14 protein-coding genes and 1 pseudogene are annotated in these 16106 nt (G+C 69.1%); 11 read left to right on the forward strand and 4 right to left on the reverse strand.

Translation table 11 applies throughout. The annotated features are described in order from the left end of the window. Positions 1–213 precede the first annotated feature (213 nt). From ACH4DX_RS25005 to ACH4DX_RS25035, 7 genes are all read left to right on the forward strand, one after another. Positions 214–1626 (forward strand): MFS transporter, encoded by a 1413-nt coding sequence (locus ACH4DX_RS25005; protein WP_398156764.1) that lies wholly within the window; start codon positions 214–216, stop codon positions 1624–1626. 20 nt (positions 1627–1646) lie between these two features. After that, complete coding sequence (locus ACH4DX_RS25010; RefSeq protein WP_398156765.1) at positions 1647–2888, forward strand: aspartate aminotransferase family protein; 1242 nt, start codon at positions 1647–1649, stop codon at positions 2886–2888. A 40-nt stretch (positions 2889–2928) separates the two neighbouring features. After that, the gene (locus ACH4DX_RS25015) at positions 2929–4425 is read left to right on the forward strand and encodes a carboxypeptidase M32 (RefSeq protein WP_398156766.1); all 1497 of its coding nucleotides are present in this window, start codon (positions 2929–2931) and stop codon (positions 4423–4425) included. Positions 4426–5099: 674 nt separating this feature from the next. Beyond that, complete coding sequence (locus ACH4DX_RS25020) at positions 5100–5555, forward strand: VOC family protein (protein WP_398156767.1); 456 nt, start codon at positions 5100–5102, stop codon at positions 5553–5555. A gap of 92 nt (positions 5556–5647) precedes the next feature. Further along, a complete protein-coding gene (locus ACH4DX_RS25025) occupies positions 5648–6565 on the forward strand; it encodes a pyridoxamine 5'-phosphate oxidase family protein (RefSeq protein WP_398156768.1) in 918 nt (305 codons plus the stop codon). 55 nt (positions 6566–6620) lie between these two features. Continuing rightward, entirely contained in the window at positions 6621–6815 is a 195-nt protein-coding gene (locus ACH4DX_RS25030; RefSeq protein WP_398156769.1) for a ferredoxin, read from the forward strand. Next, positions 6812–8065, forward strand: coding sequence for an NAD(P)/FAD-dependent oxidoreductase (locus ACH4DX_RS25035; protein WP_398156770.1), 1254 nt, complete (start codon positions 6812–6814; stop codon positions 8063–8065). Before ACH4DX_RS25030 ends, ACH4DX_RS25035 begins: the two co-directional genes overlap by 4 nt. 52 nt (positions 8066–8117) lie before the next feature. Here the strand turns inward: ACH4DX_RS25035 and ACH4DX_RS25040 are convergent. Continuing rightward, a pseudogene (locus ACH4DX_RS25040) lies at positions 8118–8309 on the reverse strand (CorA family divalent cation transporter); the annotation flags it as partial. 882 nt (positions 8310–9191) lie between these two features. Here ACH4DX_RS25040 and ACH4DX_RS25045 point away from each other — a divergent pair. The 3 genes from ACH4DX_RS25045 to ACH4DX_RS25055 are packed head-to-tail and all read left to right on the forward strand — an operon-like array spanning position 9192 to position 12764. Then, the gene (locus ACH4DX_RS25045) at positions 9192–10280 is read left to right on the forward strand and encodes a dsDNA nuclease domain-containing protein (protein WP_398156771.1); all 1089 of its coding nucleotides are present in this window, start codon (positions 9192–9194) and stop codon (positions 10278–10280) included. Positions 10281–10293: 13 nt separating this feature from the next. Beyond that, positions 10294–10848 carry a hypothetical protein gene (locus tag ACH4DX_RS25050; RefSeq protein WP_398156772.1) on the forward strand — a complete coding sequence of 185 codons (555 nt, stop codon included), beginning with the start codon at positions 10294–10296 and terminating at the stop codon, positions 10846–10848. Next, positions 10845–12764 (forward strand): hypothetical protein, encoded by a 1920-nt coding sequence (locus ACH4DX_RS25055; protein WP_398156773.1) that lies wholly within the window; start codon positions 10845–10847, stop codon positions 12762–12764. The genes ACH4DX_RS25050 and ACH4DX_RS25055 overlap by 4 nt, the downstream gene beginning before the upstream one ends. A gap of 693 nt (positions 12765–13457) precedes the next feature. Here the strand turns inward: ACH4DX_RS25055 and ACH4DX_RS25060 are convergent. Continuing rightward, positions 13458–14003, reverse strand: a complete 546-nt coding sequence (locus ACH4DX_RS25060) for an ANTAR domain-containing protein (protein WP_398156990.1) — start codon at positions 14001–14003, stop codon at positions 13458–13460. Here ACH4DX_RS25060 and ACH4DX_RS25065 point away from each other — a divergent pair. Continuing rightward, positions 13896–14417: a hypothetical protein gene (locus tag ACH4DX_RS25065; protein WP_398157006.1), complete on the forward strand. Its 522-nt coding sequence runs from the start codon at positions 13896–13898 to the stop codon at positions 14415–14417. The two genes, ACH4DX_RS25060 and ACH4DX_RS25065, sit on opposite strands and share 108 nt — an antisense overlap. A 321-nt stretch (positions 14418–14738) precedes the next feature. Here ACH4DX_RS25065 and ACH4DX_RS25070 read toward each other — a convergent pair whose 3' ends face one another. Together ACH4DX_RS25070 and ACH4DX_RS25075 are read right to left on the reverse strand one after the other, a co-directional pair. Further along, positions 14739–15107, reverse strand: a complete 369-nt coding sequence (locus ACH4DX_RS25070; protein ID WP_398156774.1) for an STAS domain-containing protein — start codon at positions 15105–15107, stop codon at positions 14739–14741. Positions 15108–15371: 264 nt separating this feature from the next. Further along, a complete protein-coding gene (locus ACH4DX_RS25075; protein ID WP_398156775.1) occupies positions 15372–16100 on the reverse strand; it encodes an ANTAR domain-containing protein in 729 nt (242 codons plus the stop codon). Positions 16101–16106 lie beyond the last annotated feature (6 nt).

Here is a 16106-nt window from a genome sequence, read left to right on the forward strand (position 1 = left end):
GGCGCGACGAGAGCGGTGGGCGAGGAGTGCGCGGGGTTCTCCCGACGCTGCCGCCACCTGCGTTCTCCCGCCGGGCAGTCGCGCCCCGAACCGACGAAGTCGCTACGTCCGAGGAGTTTGCCCCGTGGTCCCTTTCCCCCAGGAAACAGGTGGCGAGGCAGCGCAGTCAGCTGCCTCATCCGCTGCCGCCCCCACTGTGTCGTGCGCCGGCCCGTGCGCCGGTCTATCCACCGCCGCTCTGCTCGCCGCCGGTACTCCCCCCGTCGGCGCCATTCGCCGAGGCCGGAGGCCGCGCACGGTCACCGGCGCGGGCGCGTGACGCGCATGGCGACGGAGAAGGGGCTCGGCCGGCCCTTTTACGCGCTGTTGACGGCCGCGGCGATATCCACTCTCGGGGACGGCGTGCGAGCGACCGCCGTTCCCCTGCTCGCCACCGAGTTCACCCACAACGCGTTCCTGGTCAGCATCGTCAATTTCGCCGGCTGGCTGCCGTGGCTCACGGTCGCCCTCTTCAGCGGTGTGCTCGTCGACCGCTGGGACCGGCGCCGGACGATGGTGTACGTCGACGGGGCGCGCGCCGTCCTCGTCCTGGTGCTCGCCCTCCTCGCGATCGCCTCGCCCGAGTCCTGGAAGTGGCTCCTGCTCGTCGCCGTGATCGCCTTCCTCCTCGGCGTCGGCGAAACCCTCTTCGACCCCGCCTCCCAGGCACTGCTGCCCGCGGTGGTGCCCCAGCACAAGCTGACCGTCGCCAACAGCCGCTTCCAGTCGCTCCAGCTGACCGGCAGCGAGTTCGTCGGCCCCCCGCTGGGCAGTCTGCTGTTCGCCGCCGCCGCGACCCTGCCGTTCCTGCTCGACTCGGCCAGCTTCCTCCTGGCCGCCGTCCTGGTCGCCGCCATCCGGCTGCCCCCGGGCCTCGTCGAGCACCACGCGGCACAGGAGCGGGAGGAGGAACGCATGATGGAGGCCGTGAAGACGGGCCTCCGCTGGCTCTGGAACGAGCGCCCCATCCGGACGATGGCTCTGATCCTCGGGGCGTGGATGGTGGTGGACGGCGGCGTCTACGCGGTCCTCGTCCTCTTCTCCCTCGAAGAACTCGGCCTCGGCACCGCCGGGTTCGGCCTGCTGATGACCGCGAGCGCGGTCGGTTCCATCTTCGGGTCCCTGGTCGCCCCCCGCGTGACCCGGCTGATCCCCGGCGGCTACGCGCTCGTCGTGTCGCTCGCCACGTTCGGCCTCGGCTACCTGGCCATCGGCTCCGTGCACCACCTGGCGGTCGCCCTGGCGGGATTCACCCTGGCGGGCCTGGCCAGCGGTGTGTGGAACGTGGTCACCGTCACCTTCCGCCAGGCGTACATCCCCCAGCACCTGTTCGGCAGGGTGATCAGCTCCTACCGCGTCATCGCCTGGGGCGGCACCGCGCTCGGATCGCTGGTGGGCGGCGCGCTGGCCCACGTCTTCGGGCTGCGGGTGCCGCTGCTGATCGCGGGGACCGCCGTCATCGGCCTGGCGTTCGTCGCCTTCGTCGAACTCCGGCACATCGTCATGCCGTCCGAGGCCGACCCCGACGACGCCCCCGTCGCGGCCCCCGCCGAGACCGACCCCGACAGCCACCGCGCGGCCGACTGACTACCCAAGGAGCACCCCCCATGGCTGGCACACCGCCACTGCGCCTCGACGCGACCGACGAACTGCTCTCCCGAGGGCAGCGGCACGACGCCTGGATGGCGACCTTCACCCAGGGCCTCGACTTCGACACGTTCACGTGCGGCACCTACCCCCGCTTCGCCGCGAAGGCCTCCGGGAGCCGCCTGTGGGACCCCGACGGCAACGAGTACATCGACTACATCCTGGGATACGGCACGGTCCTGCTCGGCCACGCCCACCCCAAGGTCCTGGACGCGGTCACCCGGGAGCTGGCGAACGGAACCTGCGCCTCCCCGCTGTGGCGACCGGTCCAGGTGGAGCTGACCCAGCTCCTGACCTCCGTACTCCCCAACGCCGACCTGGCCTACCTGATGCGCACCGGCTCGGACGCGACGGCGGCGGCGGTCCGGCTCGCCCGGCTGCACACCGGGCGCAAGAAGGTGCTCCAGTGGGGCTACCACGGCTGGCACGAGTGGTCGACGCCCCGCACGGAGGGCCTGCTGCCCGCGGTCCGGCGCGAGACGCTGACCTTCGAGTACAACGACCTGCCCGGCGTGCGGGCGGCGTTCGAGCAGCACGGCGACGACATCGCCTGCGTCATCATGATGCCCTTCGAGACCGACGCCCCCGAGTCCGGGTTCCTGCACGAGGTGCGGCGGACAGCGCACGCCCACGGGGCGCTGTTCATCCTGGACGAGCTGCGCTCGGGCTTCCGCATGGCGCTCGGAGGCGCCCAGGAGTACTTCGGCGTGGACGCCGACCTGGTGACCGTGGGCAAGGGCATGGCGAACGGGCACCCCCTGTCGGCCGTCGCCGGGCGCGAGGACGTCATGCGGGGCCTGTCGCGCACCCACATGGAGTCCACGTTCTTCACCAACAGCGCCGAGATGGCCGCGGCGCTGGCCACGGTGTCGGTGGTGCGGGACACCGACGCCCTGCGGCACGTGTGGCGCATGGGCGAGCGGCTCCTCGACGGATTCCGCGTGCTGATCGCGGAGCTCGACGTGCCGGTGCGCACCGTGGGCTACGCACCCATGCCCTTCCTGGAGTTCACCGACCCCGACCCCGACCGGCGGGCGGCGGGCCGCGAGGCCTTCTTCCGCGCGGTGGTGCGCAGGGGCGTCTTCTTCGAGCCCGACCACCACTGGTTCATATCGGCCGCGCACACCGAGGACGACATCGACCGCACCCTGGAGGCCTGCCGCGAGGGCTTCCTGACGCTGCTCAAGGCGAGCGGGGCATGACCCGCGCCCGGCACCGCCCCGCCACGGAAGGGACGTACCGATGGACCGGGTGATCGAGGAACTGCGGACGTTCGCCGCCGAGACCGCCGACCTGGAGAAGGCGGGCTACCTGCTGGTGTGGGACGAGGAGACCCACATGCCGGCCGGCGGCGGCGAGGAGCGGACGCACCAGCACGCCGCCGTCGAACGCGCGGTGCAGGACCGCTGGGCCTCCGACGAACTCGCCCGGCTCCTGGAGCGCGCCGCCCCCCTGGTGGATCGGCTCGACCCGGAATCCGACGAGGCGACTCTGATCCGGGTACTGCGCCGCGACAGCGACAAGGCCCGGCGCGTCCCCGAGGGGATCCGCCTGGAGATCGCGGCATGCCAGGCGCGCAGCTTCGGACTGTGGCAGAAGGCGCGGGCCGAGCGGGACTTCGGGGTCCTCGTCGGCGAGTTCGAGCGGGTCGTGGACCTGCGGCGCGCCTACGCGGAGGCGTTCGGCGCGCTCACCGACCCCTATGACGCGCTCCTGGACGACTACGAGCCCGACATGACCGCCGCCGAAGTCGACGCGGTCTTCGCCCAGGTGAAACCGGCTCTGGGGGAGGTCCTCGCGAACCTGCGCGACGCCGCCGACGACGGCACCGACGTACTGCGGGGGCAGTTCGACCCGGACCGGCAGCGCCGCTTCACGCTGTGGCTGCTCGGCCACTGGGGTTTCGACGAGGACTCGTGGCGGCTCGACCGGTCGGTCCATCCCTCGCAGCTCTCCCTGGCCGCGAGCGACGTCCGCGTGACGGGCCGCTTCGACGGCGACGGGCTGCGCGGCATCTTCGGCGTGCTGCACGAGTTCGGGCACGGCCTCTACCGGCGGCAGGTGGCGGGCTCGCTCAGCCGCTCCCCGCTGCGGGAACCGCCCTCCTCGGCGCTCGACGAGTCACAGAGCCGCCTGTGGGAGAACGTCGTCGGGCGGCGCATGTCCACCTGGAGGTACGCCTACCCGCGCCTGCGGGAGGAGTTCCCCGAGCAGTTGCGGTCCGTGCCCCTGGAGCGGTTCTACCGCGCGATGAACAGCGTGCGGCCCACCGCCGTGCGCACCGTGGCGGACGAGGTGACGTACGGGCTGCACATCATCCTGCGCTACCAGCTCGAACGGGAGCTGCTGGCCGGGACGGTGGCGCCGCGGGACCTGCCGGACGCCTTCGCCGCGGCCATGCGCGACACGCTCGGTGTGGAACCGCGTGACATCACCGAAGGGGTGTTGCAGGACCCGCACTGGTTCGATCTGGGCTTCGGCTACTTCCCCACCATCACCCTCGGCGACGTGGTGGCCCTCCAGATATGGGAGCGCGCGGAAGCGGAGCTGGGCGACCTGGACGAGCGCTTCGAGCGGGGAGAGTTCCACGACCTCGTGGAGTGGCTCGCCCGGGAGGTCCACCGGCACGGCCGCAAGTTCAGTGCCCCGGAGACACTGCGGCGTGCCGCCGGAGGACCCCTGGACGCCGGCCCCTATGTGACCTATCTGCGCAACAAGTACGGCGTCGACGAGTCCTGAGAGAGGCTGAGTGCGGCAGCCCGCCCTCTCCCCGCCCAGCATCTGAGCGGCCCACCACGGAAGACCTCATCCGGACCGCGCGCCGGGGGCCGACCGCTGCGAGTGGTGGACCCCGGGCGCCCTCCAGCGCCTTCCTGACGTCCGGGGCGGCATGCGAGTGCCCCGGCGGATCGAACTTCCGCCGGGGCACTTCCGGGACGGCTCGGGAACTACCTCGTGCTGCTGCGGGGCGCGGCCTCCTCGACCTCGTCGACGGCCGCCGTGCCGCTCGTGGCGGTCGACGCGACGTCCTCCTCCTCCGGTACGCCGGTCCTGGCCTCGCCTTCGCGCCCTGATGTCCTGGATGGGGCGGCCCGCCTCGATCTGGCGTACGACCTGGAAGACGGCCGTGGAGCGCCCCCAGGCAGAGCCGCGCGATCGGGTCGAGACACGCCACTCCCACCCGTACGCCCCCCGGCCGGGTGGACCGCTCCTGCTGTCCGGGTGTGTCGGTGAAGCGCTCGCTGGTGCGAGCACCAACGACGCGTGCCGTTAGGTATGCAGGTTTACCTCACCACCCTAACCACTCACCTATCGATTAACGGTTGACGCTCCTCGCTCCTAACCCCTAAAGTTCGTTTCAACGGTTACAAGACGGACTTGTGACGACGACGAGTGAAGGCATGTGATGGACCATGGCTAAGGCAAAGACCCTGACGACCGGTCATGTGGGAGTGAACGTCACCGACCTCGACCGTTCCCTCGCCTTCTACCGGGCCGTCTTCGACTTCGAGGTGGTGGCGGAGGGCAAGGAGGACGACCGTCGCTGGGCGTTCCTCGGCCGGGAGAACCGGATGCTGGTGGCGCTGTGGCAGCAGAGCACGGGCTCGTTCCCGACCGACAGGCCGGGCCTGCACCACCTGTCGTTCCAGGTGGAGAGCGTCGACGAGGTGAAGGCCACCGAGCAGGTGCTGCGCGAGTTGGGTGCCGAGTTCAGCTACGACGGTGTCGTCCCCCACGGCGAGAACGGCACGTCCGGCGGCATCTTCTTCACCGACCCCGACGGCATCCGGCTGGAGATCTACGCGCCTACCGGTGCCGACCCGGCCGATGCCCCGACCCCCGGCGCCCCCACCTGCGGGTTCTTCTAGGAAGCCCTTGTCTGTCCGGGTGCCGGGAACCGGTACGGGCCCGGCACCCGGACAGACCCTCGAACGCAATCGCACGCTCGAAAGGACCTGCCGTGGCCACGTATCACAGCGGCGAGATCGCGGTGCAGCGGCGCGCCGGCCTCGCTCAGCAGGCGGACTTCTCCCTGGGCGGGATCGGCGAGACGATTCCGCCCGTGGCGAGGGACTTCCTCGCCGAGCAGCCGCTGATCGTGCTGGGCGGCACCGACCCGGACGGCCGCGTCTGGGCCAGCCAGCTGACGGGCGAGCCGGGATTCCTCAAGGTTCCCGACCCCCGCACCCTGGTGGTCGACGCCCTCCCCCTGCCGGACGATCCGCTGGCCGGAGTACTGACCGGCGGCCCGGCCGCCCGGATCGGGATGATCGCCATCGAGCCGGCCACCCGGCGCCGGATGCGCATCAACGGCCGGGCCCACCGGCAGGACGACGGCCTGCGCGTCGACCTCGACCAGGTCATCGCGAACTGCCCGAAGTACCTCCAGAAGAGGAACCGCGGCAGGACCGGTCAAGGCGGGGCAGGGGCCGCGGCCCCCGTCGCCACCGACGGCACCGAGTTGAGCCCGGCCCAGCAGCGGGCGGTGCGCGAGGCCGACACCTTCTTCGTCGCCACCGCCTCCGACCGCGGCGACGCGGACGCCTCGCACCGTGGCGGCAACCCCGGCTTCGTCCAGGTTCTCTCCCCCACCCTGCTGCGCTGGCCCGACTACGTCGGCAACGCCATGTTCCTGACCCTGGGCAACCTGCTGCTCAACTCGTCGGCCGGCATCCTCGTCCCGGACTGGGAAACGGGCACCACCCTGCATCTGGCCGGCAGCGCGCACACCGTGTGGGACGCCGACGAGGTCGCCGAGGTGCCCGGTGCGCAGCGCCTGGTCGAGTTCTCCGTCGAAGCCGTACGGGAGATCACCGCCGCCTCACCGCTGCGGTGGAGCAGCCCTGACTACTCGCGCTTCAACCCCGCGGTCGCCTGACCTACGGGCGCACCGCACACACCGACACCGATCACACCATCCCTACGGAGCGACCATGCAGATCACCGTGGACATGAACCGGTGCGAGAGCCACGGGCAGTGCGTCTTCGCGGCGCCGGAGATCTTCTCCTTCGACGACGACTACCTCGTGTACGAGGCCGCCCCGTCCGACGCGCTGCTCGACAAGGCCCAGAAGGCCGCAGCCGTCTGCCCGGTGCGCGCCATCACCGTCCTGCCGGCCGCCTCGTGACCGCCTTCGACCGGCACGGACTGGTGATCGTCGGCGCCTCGCTCGCCGGACTGCGGGCCGCGCAGACTCTGCGCGAGCGGGGTTTCACCGGCGCCCTGACCCTCGTGGGCGACGAACCGCACATGCCGTACGACCGGCCACCGCTGTCGAAGCGCTTCCTGACTGACGCCGACCGACCGTCCGGCTCCGAACTGCCGGTGCCGGAGACGCTGGAAGCCCGGTGGCTGCTCGGCCGGGCGGCGGTGGGGCTGGACCCCGCCGCGAGGACCGTCACCCTCTCCGACGGCGCACGGCTGTCCTACGACGGACTGCTCATCGCCACCGGATCGGGCGCCCGCCGCTGGCCGGTCTCCCAACCCCCGCCGCCAACCGGCGTCCTCACCCTGCGCGGCCGGGACGACGCGCTGGCCCTGCGGGCCGGCCTGGCCTCGGCGGAGCGGCTCGTCGTCATCGGCGGCGGCTTCCTCGGAGGTGAGATCGCCGCGGCCGCGCGGGAGCGCGGACTGGACGTCACACTCGTCGAGGCGGCGACCCAGCCCCTCGAACAGGCCATCGGCACCACCGCGGGCGCCTACGTCGCCGCCCTCCACCGCGAGGCCGGCATCACGGTGCGAACCAGCACCGTGGTGGAGGGCTTCCTGCCCGGGCCCGACGGATGCCTCGCCGGTGTCCGCCTCTCCGACGGCACCACCGTCCGGGCTGATCTGGCCGTCCTGGCGCTCGGCGGAGTGCCCGCGACCGGCTGGCTGGCCCACTCCGGCGTCGTCCATGACGGCGGCGTCCTCTGCGATCCCTGTCTGCGCGTGCTGCGTGCCGACGGCTCGGTCGTGCCGGGCGTGGTGGCGGCCGGCGACGTGGCCCGCGTGCCCCAGCCCCTGGCGGACGGCGAGCCCCTGGCGCTCGGCCACTGGACCAACGCCGTCGAGCAGGGCGCGGCCGCCGCCGAGACGCTCCTCGCCGAGCGGGAACACGGAAGGACACCCACGCCGTTCATGTCCGTGCCGTCCTTCTGGTCGGACCTGCACGGCGCGAAGATCCGCTCGGTGGGCCTGCCGTCCGCCTCGGACGACGCGCGGGTCGTGGAGTACGACCTGGCGGGCCGACGGCTCGAGGTCAGCTACCACCGTGCGGGCCGGCTGGTCGGCGCGCTGACCGTCGGACGGACGGGCCGCCTCGCACCGTACCGCCGTGCGCTCCAGGAGCGCCTGGCTCCCCCTCTCCCCAGACTCTCCCCAGGGGGTCAGGAGTGACCCTGGCAAGCCTTCGCGTACACGAAGTTGACCGACAGTTCGGAGTCCGCTGCTACAGCCAGTCCCGCCGCTTGAAGATGAAGTACAGACTCACGCACACCACCGCCATCAGCAGGATCGCGAACGGATACCCGAGCCCCCACCCCAGCTCGGGCATGTTCTCGAAGTTCATCCCGTAGATCGTTCCCACCAGCGTGGGTGCGAACAGAATCGCCGCCCACGACGAGATCTTCTTGAAGTCCTCTGCCGAGCCCCGTTGACCAGGTCGTTTGACCTGTGGAGGGTCTCTGGCCTGGGGTGGTGCCGCTTTCCGGGTCTTTCACACTCGTGCAGCTTTGCGCGGTCGATTCTCCCCAGACGCTCCCCACGGGGCTCGATTCTCCCCAGATCCTCCCCGGCGGGCTTGCTGGGGAGCGGTGCGTCTGAGGGGCCGGGAGTTGGTCGTCTGGTTACTGTACGTAGCGACTGGGCCAGATGTTCGTGCCCGGCCAGGTCCTCGGAGCTGGGTGCCTCAACCTGCTTCCGATGACGCATCATGTTGAGTGCGTCGCCATCCTTGAACCGGTCACAAAGGGCGCCTGACCTGCGGTTTTGCCCGTGCGCATTATGTGCGGGGTGGGCGTTACGGGCGATATCTTGACGCTGAAATGACGCTCGTGACGCTCATCTGACGCTCGTTCTGATGGGGTGTCAGGCAGCCTGTTGGGCAGGTCGGGTCCTGCCAGGGTGGCGTATAGCGATGGAGCGCCGAGGGTGGGCGGCGCTCTGCACGGAGCTGCTGGTTCCTGATGGTCAGATGTCCCGGAGGAGACCAGTGCAGGCGGTGAGCTGCCGTGATCGGTGGCTGCTTGTGGTCGCTGATCTGCGCGGGTGACCTTTCAGTTGATCCCGTTCCCTTGCATGTGTCCATGGCTCGCGGTGGAGCCGCCGTTACCTCCCCTTCTGTGCCGCAGGCGTAGCGGCGCGGACACGGAACGCGGTTGATGTTCTGCACGACCGTTGCTCTTCTGGGTGATGCGGTGATCTACTACATGCTCCGAAGTGGCTTATGGGGGAACTGTGCAAACAGGCCATTTTGTCGTAGATCGAGAGTCCGGTGCTGTGCGTCAGCGCGCGAGAGGCGGCCGTGGCTCTCGCGCCTGCTGACGGCGGCCGTCGGAGCAGGCGCGGGTTCGCCTACCAGGATGCCGTCACGTTGCTGGACTGCCTGGACATGCTCGAAGGCAGGTGGGCAGCGGTCTCGTGGGAGGACCTGGAGGACATCCTGTGTCATCGGGATGGCGCCCCCGTATACCGGCAGGTTAAGACGATCGAGGAAGCCGGGACGCGGCACAGTATCGCCAACGTTTGCAAACCGGAGGAGAAGAAGGCCGCAGACAGCAGCTATCTGGGCAAACTGTTCCTGGGCAAGCCGTTGCCGGACGGCACACGGTTCACCTTCATCGTCAACGAGACGCCCCAGCGGGACTTGTACGCGTTCGTCGCGGAACGTGACCGCCCTCGCGGCCCGGTGAGCGCGGACGCTCGCGCGGACATCGTCAAGAGGCTCCAAGGGGTTCAGCTGCCTGACGGCAGGGACATCGGATGGTGTGTTGACCGCCTGGACGTCCTGGTGGAGGCGCGCACCATCGACCAGGTTGAGGCGGAGGCCATGGCGCGGTTGGCGCCGCTGGTGGAAGCGCGTCTGGGCGAGAAACCGCTGTACGGGGAAGTCGAGGAGGTCATGATCTGGCTGATCTCCAAGTACATAGCCCGCAGCGCCCTTGAGCTGCGACCGAGAACCTTTACCATGGACGACTTCGGCGCGGCCCTGGACGACAGCGTGCGCAGAGCAACCGGTCGGCGACGGGACGGTTCCACCGAACTGTTGATGAAGCTCAAGCTCAAGCTGCGGGCTGCCGAAATACCGGAGCCCGAGGCGGAAGCCCAGCACGATGCCATGCTCGCCTACCGTCGGACGTACCGCGCCAGTGTCGGCACCCGGCGCCGCGCGTACGACGATCTGGCCGATCAGATCAACGCCATCTGCACGCTCACGATGGCGAAACGACGCGCCGGACGTCTCGCCGCCGGCTCGGCGGCGTACTTCGAGACGCTCGTGACGGTGAGCGAGCTGCCCGAGGTGAGCAGCCGGCAGTTCACCCTCGCCGAGGCCCACGCAGTGCTTTCCGACATCACGGCACGCTGCCAGAACAGGTACGCCGATGCCTCATAAGATCGGCAGTAGCGTGGTGCCCCCGCTGTATCGCGCCTGGGACCCGGACGACTCCCCTGACTTCCACGCAACACGGCTCCTGCTGCTGATCTACCTCTGCGGCGAGGAGCCCGGCCCCTACATTGAGGGACGGACGAAGTTCGCCAAGCTTGATTTCTTCGTGCGCTATCCAGGATTCCTGGAGCGGGCCCACGCTGCGATGCCGGAAGCCGTCGATGCCGAAACTGCGTTTCTCGCCCCCGATCCGTCCGAGGTCGAGGCACCGATGATCCGCTATCGCTACGGGCCCTGGGATCAGCGCTACCGGCAGTTCCTCGCCTTCCTTGTCTCTAGGGGCCTCGTGACCATCACCACCCACCGGGTCGAACGAGTGAAACTCAAAGCCGTCGGCAAGAGGACCGCACAACGCCTCACCGAGGCCCCGCAGTTCCAGCCGCTGGTCCGGCGCTGTCAGGCCATGCGAGGAAATCTGGCCGCCATGTCGGGCACCGACCTGAAGAACCTGATCTACGACCTGTTCCCCGACGAGGTCGGCAACGCGTCCTTCCGCCAGGAGATCCGGCCATGACAAAGCCCGTGACCGCCCACCCCGACTGCGGGATCAGGATCGACTCCGTCAAGCTCGTTCACAACACCGCAGAGATCGACGAGTACACCTTCGGAACCGGCATGCTGAACATCCTCAGTGGGCCCCGCAACACCTCCAAGACCACCACGCTGAAGGTCATCGACTACTGCTTCGGCGACCGCGGCGGGATGATCGACGCTCTTGGTGCAGCCGTCTCCGACGAGTACATAGAGGTCTCCACCGCGATCCGGCTCAACGGCCACCCCCGCACCCTGACCCGTCTCCTCCAGCACGGACGTATGAACAAGGTGTACGTAGACGGAGACGAGATGACCGACGCTGACTTCTCCGACTGGATCCTGCGCGAACTGGGCTGGCCCAACCTGCGCATCCCCAAGGGCCTCCACCCGGCCACAGCCAGTGAACTGACGCCCTTGTCCTTCCGGAACCTCCTGCGCCACATCTACCGCAACGAGGAGTCCTGGACGAGCTTCGCCAACAAGGAGCAGGAATTCATCCGACGCGGCGTCGTCAGCATGCTCCTGGGCCTCGCCCCCTCCCGCTATGACACCAAGGACTTCGCCGTCGCCCAGGCCAAGCGGCGCCTTGCCGTAGCTCAGGCAGTGGAGCGGGACGTGCAGGACAGCACCTTGCAGGCCGTTACCGCCATCTCCGAACGGCTCGGCATTCCCGTCGCCCGCACCCTCGACCAGGTAGCGACCGCACGAGAAGAGGTCACTTCCCAACTCGACGGGGTTCGCCAACGACGTCACGAACTGACGCGAGAGATCAACAGCCTCCTGCAGGGAACGTCTACCACCGAGACGGCAGCCGGATACGACTCCTCTCTGACGAGCGTCTACGAAGACGTATCCAAGCGGCTGCAACTCGCGGTCGACGAGGTAGTCGCGCTCGAACAACTTGGCAGCGAACACGCCTACTCGGCCCAGACGGTCACCTCCGAGGTGACCCGCATGGAACGCCTCGTTGCTTCCGTGGAGATCTTCGATGCCCTGCCCGTACGACTCTGCCCGGCGTGCGAACAACGGGTCGACCCACGCCGAGATCACGACGAAGGCGCCTGCTATCTGTGCTTCCAACCGGTTGACGACGACCAGCGCCGCCGACGGGCACACGTGGAGATACGGTCGCTCAAGTCGGAACTCGCCGACCTGGACGACGTCACCGCCCGCACTGCCGCCGATCTGCAAGAGGCCCGCACCCGCCGGGCGAACCTTCAAGAGGAACAGACACGGCTCGCGCACCGCATCAACGAACAGCGCGCCGCGCAGCTGGCGCCCTTCATGGCCACCCTCGAAAACCTGGCTGCCCAGATTGCCCAACTCGAACAGAAGATGACAGCCTTTCCCGCCATCGAGGAGATCCTCCAACGCCGCGCTGTGGCCAGCCAGGCCGTCACCGTTGCACAACAAGCCGTTGACGCAATTGACCAAGAGCCTGCCGCCGTCGCCACAGCTACGCTCACCTCCGTTGAACGATGCGCCTTGTTCGCCGAGCGCATGAACGAATTTCTTCACCGCTACCGCGAGCGCGGCTGGGTCAAGGGCACCATCACCATCAACGACAGTGACCTCACCTTCTACGTAGGCACCCGCCCCTGGGATCAAGCCCTTGGGGCAGAGCCGAAGGTGCTCTTCTTCCTGGCCTACAGCTACGCCACGCTGTTCCTGGCATCCGACCTCGACGAAGAAGCTGCATTCCCCGGTCTGCTGCTCCTGGACAACCCGTACCAGCAGGGCATCGGAACCACCGTGGTCGACGATGTTCTGCGAGATCTTGCAAACGCAGCCCAGAGCACGGGTGCGCAGGTCATCAGTACCCAGGCCGTTCCGGTACCACGAGACCCGGGCACCATCCGAGAGATCCACATGCCCACGGAGTACGAAGCGCCATAGACGGACTCGCAGGGGTGTTGGTATCCCCTGGGTAGGCCGAGAAGCGCGATCCCAACGACGGGAAACGGATCAGGGTTTGGTCAGGACAGTCCGTCCGCGGCAAAGAACAGTCGTTAGAGGCATCGATGAACGGACCACGCAGAGCACGTAATAGAGCAGGCGCTTAGAAGGCACCTGCTCTATCCACTGAGCTACGGGGGCTGACCTGCGAAAACGCAGTCTTCCTAGCGCTCGTCCCAGGAACCTGTGGGACGTATGTGGGATGAGTGGATCCCTGGGACGCTAGCGCGCCGCGGTGGCCCGGACGTAGCTTCTCACACCACCTTCACAGGTCCGAAGACCCTCGCGGAAACAATCCTGCCCTTGCTGTCCGGTACGACTTGACCTTGCAGATGTCAGCTCTAGGTTGCATGCGATCTTGCACACGTCAGCGTGACCTTGCACCGAGGGGCGGGGTTAGCCGTACATGGCGTATGCGTTAGAGATCCTTCAGGGTGGTTCCGCCGGGCCGCTGACGGCCGGGTTTGAGGGGGCGTACGTCGCCTCGGACGGGTTGGAGGTGCGGTGCCCACTGGCAGACATATGGGCCGTGCGGTTCGAGGACGTCGCTCCCGTACGCGCCTTCGCCTCGTACCGCGGCCAGCGTAACTTTCCGGGCCTGTGGTAGTCGGCGACGGCGGGCGGGCACATCGGTTACGAGTCCTGGCTGGAGCGGGACCACGCGATGCTGCTGGACTTCGATCCGGCGGTGGTGGGCATCTCCTCGCAGCCGTTCTGGCTGTTCTGGCCCTCCCCGGCGGGCAAGCCCATCTCGCACGCGCCTGACTCCTTCGCCCGCCGGGGCGACGGCTCGGCGACCGTCGTGGGCTGCCGCCGGGGCCGAGCGCCGCAGGGCCATAGATCGCGTGAAGTTCGAGGCGACCCGGACGGCCTGCGATCAGGCGGGGTGGGAGTTCCATTTGCTGGGGGCGCCGGATGCGGTGAGGGTGCGGAACGTGCGGTGGCTGGCGGGCTACCGCCACCTCCGCCACCGGCTGGAACCGGTGGCCTCCAGCCTTCGGTCCGAGGGCCTACTGACGAGGTGGGGTGCGCGGGTGCAGGGCGGGCTGGTGTCGGGGGCTGGCCAGTAACTTGGGTGATGATGCCGGCGGCGACGTCGCGGAGTTTGATGTTGCGGTTCTGAGAGGCCCGGCTGAGGATCTGGAAGGCGCGCTCGGCGGTGCAGCGTTGCTGGCCCATGACGATGCCGAGGGCCTGGTCGATGAGGGTGCGTGGGCTGAGGGCGACTTGGAGGTCCTGGCTGAACTGTATGTGGCTGGAGATCTTGAGGGCGATGCCGAGGGCACCGGCGGCGTATCCGGCGCAGACGGGGGCCTGGTCGCGCACTGTGGGCGGGAAGCTGCTGGTGTGGGCGGCGTAGAGGTTCATGACGCCGGCGGTGCTCTGGCTGGGCGGGGCCAGCGGCAGGACGAGCATGCTGTGGATGCCGTGAGCCTGGGCGCTGGTGGGAAAACTCCCGAACCGCCTCTCGCGGCTAATGCCGTCGATGTGGTGCGGCTGACCAGTGCGCAGGGTTTGGACCTGGTCGGTGCCGGTGACGGCCAGCACCCGGCGGGCCAGAGGGGGCGCCAAAGCTTGAGTCGAGGTGCGTGATGCGCTGCTCCACGCGGCGCTGATCCGCCCGGTACACGTCCCCAGTCACGAGCTGATCAAAGGCGTGCCGTCAGCCGCGCGAGGTCCCCACGAAGGACCTCTCATAGTTGTGAGACGGCACGGTGCAGTTCCCAGAGCGTCGGCTCGGCGCTGGGAGGCATGGACACCGCGATCACTCATGAACCGCCCCGAGCCCTACCGTGATCGTACGGGGGCGAAGGGTGCGGCAGCTCTGACTTCGGCATGGCTTGCGCAGCGAACTGAGCAGCGCGCAAGCCTGACGGTCGTGTCGCCTGGAACCTGTGCGCGACACGCGTGACTTCAGGCCGCCGCCTGCGGTGGGTCCACCGGTGGTGGCAGGTGGTCGAGGATGTCGAACCACAGTTGCAGGCTCGGATGGCGGAGGAGCTGGAGGAGCACGGGGGCCGTACAGATCAGGCGCAGTCGCCCTTCTCCCTGGACGCGGGCACGGGCCCGCGTCAGGACGCGTACGCCGGAGCCGTCCATGAACTGCACTTGGCGCAGATCGATCAGGAGATCGGCGGATCCGGCGTAGGTCAGGGTGTCGAGGTAGTCGGTGATGTCGGGTGCGGTGGCGATGTCGATCTCGCCGCGGAGACAGACCAGGACGGCGGAGGCATGGGCCTGTACGGACGCGATGCAAGAGGCGGCGGGCAGTGGGTATGACATGACTCTCGTTCGGCAAGTGCGGTGGCCCCTACGGAGCGCGGTGGCTCTCGGGCGGGGAAGCGGCTGCCGACGGGGTCTTGGCCGACACTGCACGGTAGGGCAGTGCGGGTCCGTGTTGAGCCATTTCGGCTGATATCTTGCCGTGCCCGTGCGCACCTGCTAAGGAGCTGTGGAACGCGCGATGCACGCGTCGGAGCGCGCGACCGGCCGTGCTGCGCTTGAGCGGCCACGGTCGCCGCGGGCGCGGTCCCGGGCGACCGGACCTCAGAGCCCGGCGGGGTCCGGCGGGGGCAGGTGCAGGCCCCGGTGGACGATCGCGTGGGCGAGGTCGGTCAGGTCCGCGTGCCGGCTGTGGGCGTGGGCGCGCATCAGCGCCAGCGCCTGGCCCGGGGTGAGGGCGTGGCGTTGGCTGATCATGCCGGTGGCCTGATGGACGACGGCGTCGGCAGACATCAGCCAGGCGTCGGCGGCGTCGCCCTCGTGCGGAGCAGGGCCGGCCAGGAGCAGCAGTTCGGCGGCGCGCAGATGGCTGCCCGCGGTGTCCAGATCCGCTGCGGGCAGCAGGCCGGGCCGGTCGCGGTAGAGGCACAGCACGAGTCCCGGCTGGGCGGCGGCGTGGCCGGGGTTGCCGGCGGGCAGTGCGAAGACGGCTCGTATGCCGTGGTCACGGGCCTGCGCCGCGAAGACCGGCCAGGCCTCGATGGTGCTCGCGTCGTCGAGGTCGCAGGCGAGAACCGGCGCGTGCCGCGCCAGGGCCTGGACGCACGGGCCTTCGCCCAGATTGATCTGCAGAATTTCGCCTTTGTCGGCCAGGGGGCCGACAGCGGCCAGACAGACGCGCTGCGCCAGGGCCGCGTCCGCCGCGAGCGTCAGACCCACCGAGCAATCCCGGCTCAGTGCGGTCCGGCAGGCTTCCATGAGGCTGCGCGCGGGGTCGGCCCGGTCCAGGTGGAGGGCGGCGAGTTCGACGGCTACCGCTCGGGGGCTCGTCATGAGCGA

Origin of the sequence: Streptomyces sp. NPDC017940 (assembly GCF_044328435.1) — a bacterium.
Classification (GTDB): Bacteria; Actinomycetota; Actinomycetes; order Streptomycetales; family Streptomycetaceae; genus Streptomyces.

Excerpts from the sequence above, each read along its gene's own strand:
- ACH4DX_RS25015 (WP_398156766.1), top strand. The coding sequence starts at position 2,929 with ATGGACCGGGTGATCGAGGAACTGCGGACGTTCGCCGCCGAGACCGCC.
- ACH4DX_RS25060 (WP_398156990.1), bottom strand. The coding sequence starts at position 14,003 with ATGGGCCAGCAACGCTGCACCGCCGAGCGCGCCTTCCAGATCCTCAGC.
- ACH4DX_RS25070 (WP_398156774.1), bottom strand. The coding sequence starts at position 15,107 with ATGTCATACCCACTGCCCGCCGCCTCTTGCATCGCGTCCGTACAGGCC.
- ACH4DX_RS25075 (WP_398156775.1), bottom strand. The coding sequence starts at position 16,100 with ATGACGAGCCCCCGAGCGGTAGCCGTCGAACTCGCCGCCCTCCACCTG.
- ACH4DX_RS25020 (WP_398156767.1), top strand. The coding sequence starts at position 5,100 with ATGGCTAAGGCAAAGACCCTGACGACCGGTCATGTGGGAGTGAACGTC.
- ACH4DX_RS25010 (WP_398156765.1), top strand. The coding sequence starts at position 1,647 with ATGGCTGGCACACCGCCACTGCGCCTCGACGCGACCGACGAACTGCTC.
- ACH4DX_RS25030 (WP_398156769.1), top strand. The coding sequence starts at position 6,621 with ATGCAGATCACCGTGGACATGAACCGGTGCGAGAGCCACGGGCAGTGC.
- ACH4DX_RS25055 (WP_398156773.1), top strand. The coding sequence starts at position 10,845 with ATGACAAAGCCCGTGACCGCCCACCCCGACTGCGGGATCAGGATCGAC.